This is a genomic window from Treponema sp. R6D11, from assembly GCF_054786075.1.
Map to the genome: position 1 here is coordinate 1 of NZ_BDHD01000661.1, position 534 is coordinate 534.

Here is a 534-nt window from a genome sequence, read left to right on the forward strand (position 1 = left end):
GGAACAAAGTGGTCCAAAAACGGAACAACCTGGAGCACGGCGGCAGTTAATGTTGATGTTGGAGAAACACTATATTTATTCGCTAGACTAGCTTCATTTGGGGTTAATAATAATGTTGGTTATCCTTTTCTTCCTGATGCAAGAGTAGACATCGATATGTCAATTAACCCTAATATAACTACAGTTAATCAAGGATTTTTGTCCCATGCAGCTTCTAATAAAGGAATACTGTCCTTAGGAGTACCAGATACATCGCATTTGGTTTCGGTCGGCCATTTTTTCATGAGTGGTTATGCTTCTGGTTGCAGAAGTCTTATCAATCTTGATGTTCCGGACACTACAAATATAGTCATTATGGGAAGCAACTTTATGGCAGACTATGCCGGAGGTTGCGAAAAACTCGTTACATTAAAAGCGCCAAATTTGAGTTCCTGCCCAGTTATTACACATCAGTTTTTATACGGTTATGCTTCTGGTTGCAGAAGTCTTATCAATCTTGATGTTCCTTTTTTAGATAATTCTTCTTTAGCTCCA

1 protein-coding gene is annotated in these 534 nt (G+C 38.6%); it reads left to right on the forward strand.

What is annotated here, in order from left to right; translation table 11 throughout:
- Nucleotides 1-534: hypothetical protein (locus ACYVTD_RS15345; protein ID WP_461248569.1), on the forward strand; the 534-nt coding region annotated here is incomplete at both ends.